This is a genomic window from Streptomyces sp. NPDC060027 (assembly GCF_042737005.1).
Taxonomy (GTDB): domain Bacteria; phylum Actinomycetota; class Actinomycetes; order Streptomycetales; family Streptomycetaceae; genus Streptomyces.
In genome coordinates, this window is record NZ_JBHWVI010000346.1 from 1 (window position 1) to 6,205 (window position 6,205).

The following is a 6,205-nucleotide window of genomic DNA, read 5'->3' on the forward strand; positions in this document are numbered from 1 at the left end:
GGGCGGGGGCGGCCGGAGCCTCGGCCGGGGCCGGAGCCTCGGCGGCGGCGGGAGCCTCGGCGGCGGCGGGAGCGCCCGTGCCGTCGTCGATCACGGCCAGCTCGGCGCCGACCTCGACGGTCTCGTCCTCGGCGACCTTGATGGACGCCAGGATGCCGGCGGCGGGAGAGGGGATCTCGGTGTCGACCTTGTCCGTCGACACCTCCAGCAGCGGCTCGTCGGCCTCGACGCGCTCGCCCTCGGCCTTCAGCCAGCGGGTGACAGTGCCCTCGGTGACGCTCTCACCGAGCGCCGGAAGGGTTACGGAAACCGGCATGGTTTCTGTTGCTCCTTATTGGGGTCTCCCCGTGCTCGACCGGGATCGAGAGCTCGGGGAAGGTGCGGAAGTCTGTGGTCGTCGTCGCGCCCTGCTCGACGCGGTGACCGGTTGCAGCCGGTGGCCGGGGGACCGGCCGGTGGCCGCTGTCAGTCGTGCGAGTGCAGCGGCTTGCCCGCGAGGGCGAGGTGGGCCTCGCCGAGCGCCTCGTTCTGCGTCGGGTGGGCGTGGATGAGCTGAGCGACCTCGGCCGGCAGCGCTTCCCAGTTGTAGATCAGCTGGGCTTCGCCGACCTGCTCGCCCATGCGGTCGCCGACCATGTGGACGCCGACCACGGCACCGTCCTTCACCTGGACGAGCTTGATCTCGCCCGCGGTGTTGAGGATCTTGCTCTTGCCGTTGCCCGCCAGGTTGTACTTGAGAGCGACGACCTTGTCCGCGCCGTAGATCTCCTTGGCCTTGGCCTCGGAGATGCCCACGGAGGCGACCTCGGGGTGGCAGTACGTCACCCGGGGGACACCGTCGTAGTCGATCGGGACGACCTTCTGGCCGGCCAGACGCTCCGCGACCAGCATGCCCTCGGCGAAGCCGACGTGCGCGAGCTGGAGCGTCGGGACGAGGTCGCCGACGGCGGAGATGGTCGGGACGTTCGTCCGCATGTACTCGTCGACCAGGACGTAGCCGCGGTCCATCGCGACGCCCTGCTCCTCGTAGCCGAGACCGGCCGAGACCGGGCCGCGGCCGACGGCGACGAGCAGGAGCTCGGCCTCGAACTCCTTGCCGTCCGCGAGGGTGACCTTGACACCGTTCTGGGTGTATTCGGCCTTCGAGAAGAAGGTGCCCAGGTTGAACTTGATGCCGCGCTTGCGGAACGCGCGCTCAAGAAGCTTGGAGGAGTTCTCGTCCTCGACGGGGACGAGGTGCTTGAGGCCCTCGATGACCGTCACGTCGGTGCCGAAGGACTTCCACGCCGAGGCGAACTCGACGCCGATGACGCCGCCGCCGAGCACGATCGCGGACTGCGGGACGCGGTCCAGGACGAGCGCGTGGTCCGAGGAGATGATGCGGTTGCCGTCGATCTCCAGGCCCGGCAGCGACTTCGGCACGGAGCCGGTCGCGAGGAGCACGTGCCGGCCCTGGACGCGCTGCCCGTTCACGTCGACGGAGGTCGGGGAGGACAGACGGCCCTCACCCTCGATGTACGTCACCTTGCGGGACGCGATGAGACCCTGCAGACCCTTGTACAGGCCCGAGATGACCCCGTCCTTGTACTTGTGGACGGCGGGTACGTCGATGCCCTCGAAGGTGGCCTTGACGCCGAACTGCTCGCTCTCGCGGGCCTGATCGGCGATCTCGCCCGCGTGGAGCAGGGCCTTGGTGGGGATGCACCCCCGGTGCAGGCAGGTACCGCCGACCTTGTCCTTCTCGATCAGGGCGACGTCCAGGCCCAGCTGCGCTCCGCGCAGCGCCGCGGCGTAACCGCCGCTACCGCCGCCGAGGATCACTAGGTCGAAAACGGTGCTGGCGTCGTTCGCCACGTCACGTCCTCCATGCATGTGCGCCGTACGCCGGGCACCGTTGTCCCTTGCGGGTGGTTGACCGGTCGGTCGGCTGGTGTCCGGCCGCTCTTTCTTCGGCCCTGTGGTGGGGGCCCTGTCCTGCCGAGAACCCATCTTCGCACTTGTCGAGGGCGAGCGAGACGCCGGGCCGGTGTGTGGGACGTCTGATCCATCACGTCGACGGGGTGCGGAGCCGGGTGAACCCGCGGATTTCGTCGGAGGCGAAACCCCCGTACGGCCATACGTACGGCCCCGGGTGAGGGGACACCCGGGGCCGTACGCCGTACGAAGGCTCAGCCCAGGTCGCCGGCCGCCGTCAGTTCGGCGAGGCGGACCAGGGTGCGGACCGCGGAACCGGTACCGCCCTTGGGGGTGTAGCCGAACGGACCGGCCTCGTTGAACGCGGGGCCCGCGATGTCCAGGTGCGCCCAGGTGATGCCCTCGCCCACGAACTCGCGCAGGAACAGACCGGCGACCAGGCCGCCGCCCATCCGCTCACCCATGTTGGCGATGTCGGCGGTGGGGGAGTCCATGCCCTTGCGCAGGTGCTCGGGCAGCGGCATCGGCCAGGACTCCTCGCCGACCTCCTCGGCGGCCTCGACGATCGAGGCGCGGAACGCGTCGTCGTTGGCCATCACGCCGAAGGTGCGGTTGCCGAGCGCCAGCACCATCGCGCCGGTCAGCGTCGCCACGTCGACGATCGCGTCCGGCTTGTCCTCGGACGCCTTCCACAGCGCGTCCGCGAGGACCAGCCGGCCCTCGGCGTCGGTGTTGAGGACCTCGACGGTCTTGCCGCTGTACATGCGCAGCACGTCACCCGGGCGGGTGGCGGAGCCCGACGGCATGTTCTCGGCGAGGGCGAGCCAGCCCGTGACGTTGACCTCCAGGCCGAGGCGCGCGGCGGTGACCACGGCGGCGAAGACCGCGGCGGCGCCGGCCATGTCGCACTTCATCGTCTCGTTGTGCCCGGCGGGCTTCAGCGAGATGCCGCCCGAGTCGTAGGTGATGCCCTTGCCGACGAAGGCGAGGTGCTTGGTGGCCTTGGCGGAGGTGTACGACAGCTTCACCAGGCGGGGACCGGCGGCCGAGCCGGCGCCGACGCCGAGGATGCCGCCGTAGCCGCCCTTGGCCAGAGCCTTCTCGTCGAGCACCTGCACCTTGATGCCGTGCTCCTTGCCGGCCGCGGTGGCGACGGCGGCGAAGGACTCCGGGTTGAGGTCGTTCGGCGGGGTGTTGATGAGGTCGCGGGCGCGGTTGAGCTCCTCGGTCACGGCGGTGGCGCGCGCGATGGCCGCCTTGTACGCCGCGTCCCGGGGCTTGCCGCCGAGCAGCGCGACCTCGGCGAGGGGACCCTTGCCGTTCTTGGCGGCGTCGCCCCGGCCGGTCTCCTTGTAGGCGTCGAAGCCGTACGCGCCCAGGCGGGCGCCCTCGGCGACGGCACCGGCGTCGGCGGCGTCCGCGATCGGCAGCGCGAACGCGGCCTTCTTGGCGCCGGCGAGCGCGCGGGCGGCGACACCGGCGGCACGGCGCAGCGCCTCGGCGTCGAAGCTGTCGTCCTGCTCCGGGACCGCTCCCAGGCCGACGGCCACCACGACGGGGGCCTTGAATCCGGAGGGTGCGGGCAGCTTGGTCACCTCGCCCTCGGACCCGGAGGCGCCGAGGGTCTCCAGGATTCCGGCGAGCCCGCCGTCGTACGCCTTGTCCACGGCCTCGGCGCCCGGTGCGACGACCGGACCCTTGGGGCCCTTCGCGACACCGACGACGATCGCGTCGGCCCGCAGACCGGACGCCGCGGCGGTGCTGAGAGTGAGAGCAGTCACGGTGGTGAGATCTCCGCTTCCATTGAAGTTCGTGTGGCCGAGTGGGTTTGGGTCGACCGGGCCCGACGGCTGACCCTAGATCCGTCCTCGGGGGCGGTCCTTGCCGGGGCCCCTGACAGGGCGGGCGAAGTACCCGGGACGAGCCTACGCTCGGGGCCGGGTTTCGCTCATTTCTGCGGACGTTCACCCACAAGTGGCGCGGTGCTGGATTCCCGCCCCTCACTCCTGGTGACCTGAGACACACTCATCGTGTTCCAGTGGGCATGCCGCCCACTGCTTTGCACGATTTCCACAGATCCCCCTCGGTTTCCACTCGAAGGGGATCTTCGAGGGGGAGGCGCCACATATGGCACAAAGTCTGCATCGCTGGAGAGGGACGGCCGCCGTTCTGGGGGCCGCCGGACTCCTGGCGCTGGGAGTGGGGGCACCCGGCGCATCCGCGGCCACCGCGCCGCGGATCGATCTCAAGGTCCTGGTCCTCGACAATGGCGCGGGCCAGGTCGGGGCCATCACCGCGGAGTTGAAGAACTCCGGCATTCCGTACACCACGGTCAATCTGGGTGACGCAGGCCGCCCGACCGTCAACGCGACGTTCCTGAGCGACACCGTGAACGGCGTCCCGCGCGCCAAGTACCAGGGCGTCGTCCTGCCGAACGAGGCGCCGTTCGGCCCGGGTTCGGCCGAGCAGACCGCGTTGGAGACGTACGAGAAGACGTTCGGCATCCCGCAGGTCGACGCCTACACCTGGGCACACCCCGAGGTCGGGCTCGACTACACCGACCAGAACGGCGGCTGGTCCGGCGTGCTGGACGGCGCACAGACCCAGGTCACGGCGGCGGGCACGACCGGCCCGTTCCGCTACCTCGACGGACCGCTCACCTTCGAGGACAACGACCCGGCGGTGCAGGAGAGCTACGGCTACGCGGCCCACCCCAGGGAGGGGTTCACCAGCTACCTGAACGCGCCCTCCGGCGGTTCGATGCTCGGCCAGTACGAGCACGACGGGCGCCGCGAACTTGTGGTGACCTTCGCGTACAACCAGTACCAGAAGCAGTTCAAGGTCCTCGCGCGCGGCATCGTCGAATGGCTCACGCAGGGCGTGCACCTCGGACAGAGCAGGAACTACTTCTCCGTCCACGTCGACGACGTCTTCGCGCCCGACGCCCGCTGGGACTCGCAGCGCAACTGCACGCCCGGCGACATCGACTGCGCGGGCGGTGACGGGGAGGACAGCACCACGCCGATCCGGATGACCGCGGACGACGCCGCCTACGCCGCCCAGTGGCAGGCCGACCACGGGTTCACCCTCGACATGGTCTTCAACGCGGGCGCGGGCGAGGAGTGGAAGGCCGAGAACGGCGGCACCGACGCCCTCACCACCCGGCTGCTCGCCGACAAGGCCAAGTTCCGCTGGATGAACCACACCTACACGCACCCGTTCCTCGGCTGCGTCCAGGACACCACGACCGTGCCCTGGACCTGCTCGAAGAACGCCGACGGCTCGACGAAGTACATGAGCCGGGCCGACATCTCCGCGCAGATCTCGCAGAACAACAACTGGGCGGCCTCCCACGGCCTCTCCATCGACCGCACCGAGCTGGTGACCGGCGAGCACTCGGGTCTCAAGACGCTGCCCCAGCAGCCCGACGACAACCCGAACCTCGCGGGCGCCCTCTCCGCCAACGGCGTCAAGTGGACCGGGTCCGACAACTCCCGTGAGCCCGAGCAGCGTGCGGTCGGCAGCGCGCTGACCGTCCCCCGCTACCCGATGAACATCTACTACAACGCCGGCAAGGCCGAGGAGATGGCCGACGAGTACAACTGGATCTACACCTCGCAGGCCGACGGGGGCAGCGGCGTCTGCGAGAACAACGCCACCTCCACCTGCCTGCCGGCGCCCCTGGATACGGCCACCGGCTACGCCGACTACATCGTTCCGGCGGAGGCGCGCACCGCACTCGGGCACGCCATCGGCAACGACCCGCGCCCGCACTACGTCCACCAGGCCAACCTGGCCGAGGACCGCATCCTGTACCCGGTCCTGAACAAGGTGCTCGCCGACTACAAGGCCATCTACGCCGACAACGCCCCGCTGCAGAACCCCCGGCAGAGCGCGATCGGCACCGAGATGCAGCGCCGCACCGCCTGGAAGACGGCCGTGGCGAACGGCAAGGTCACGGCCTACCGCGTCGGCACCACCGTCACCGTCACCGCCCCGTCCGGGACCGAGATCCCGGTGACCGTGCCCGAGGGGACCAAGAAGCAACTCCTGATCGGCACAGCCGCGTTCGGAACGCCGTACGCGGGACAGCGCAATGACTGGACCAAGCCGGAGCTCCTTCAGTCCGCACTCAAGCTGAACCTGCCCGCGTAGGCACGGCAGCTCCGCGGCTCGACGCGCACCCCGGTCCGACCGGCCGGGGTGGGCGGCCGAGGGGGGGCCCCGGGGGCGGGGGGGTGTCCGGCGGTCTCTTTTAAAAAAATACCAGCCCCCCAGACCCACAAGTATG

4 protein-coding genes are annotated in these 6,205 nt (G+C 70.1%); 1 reads left to right on the top strand and 3 read right to left on the bottom strand.

The features are described 5' to 3' along the window. From ACFWBT_RS41050 to ACFWBT_RS41060, 3 genes are all read right to left on the bottom strand, one after another. A partial coding sequence (locus ACFWBT_RS41050) for a biotin/lipoyl-containing protein (protein WP_385709373.1) occupies positions 1-316 on the bottom strand: 316 nt, incomplete at its 3' end. A 149-nt stretch (positions 317-465) separates the two neighbouring features. Continuing rightward, complete coding sequence (lpdA, locus tag ACFWBT_RS41055; protein WP_351553719.1) at positions 466-1,854, bottom strand: dihydrolipoyl dehydrogenase; 1,389 nt, start codon at positions 1,852-1,854, stop codon at positions 466-468. 314 nt (positions 1,855-2,168) lie between these two features. Beyond that, entirely contained in the window at positions 2,169-3,695 is a 1,527-nt protein-coding gene (locus ACFWBT_RS41060) for a leucyl aminopeptidase (protein WP_385709376.1), read from the bottom strand. A gap of 346 nt (positions 3,696-4,041) precedes the next feature. Here ACFWBT_RS41060 and ACFWBT_RS41065 point away from each other — a divergent pair, with 346 nt between their 5' ends. After that, positions 4,042-6,069, top strand: a complete 2,028-nt coding sequence (locus ACFWBT_RS41065) for a hypothetical protein (RefSeq protein ID WP_385709378.1) — start codon at positions 4,042-4,044, stop codon at positions 6,067-6,069. Positions 6,070-6,205: the final 136 nt, after the last annotated feature.

Bases quoted from the DNA above. Each gene is read 5' to 3' on its own strand.
- ACFWBT_RS41065 (WP_385709378.1), top strand. From the start codon at position 4,042: ATGGCACAAAGTCTGCATCGCTGGAGAGGGACGGCCGCCGTTCTGGGG.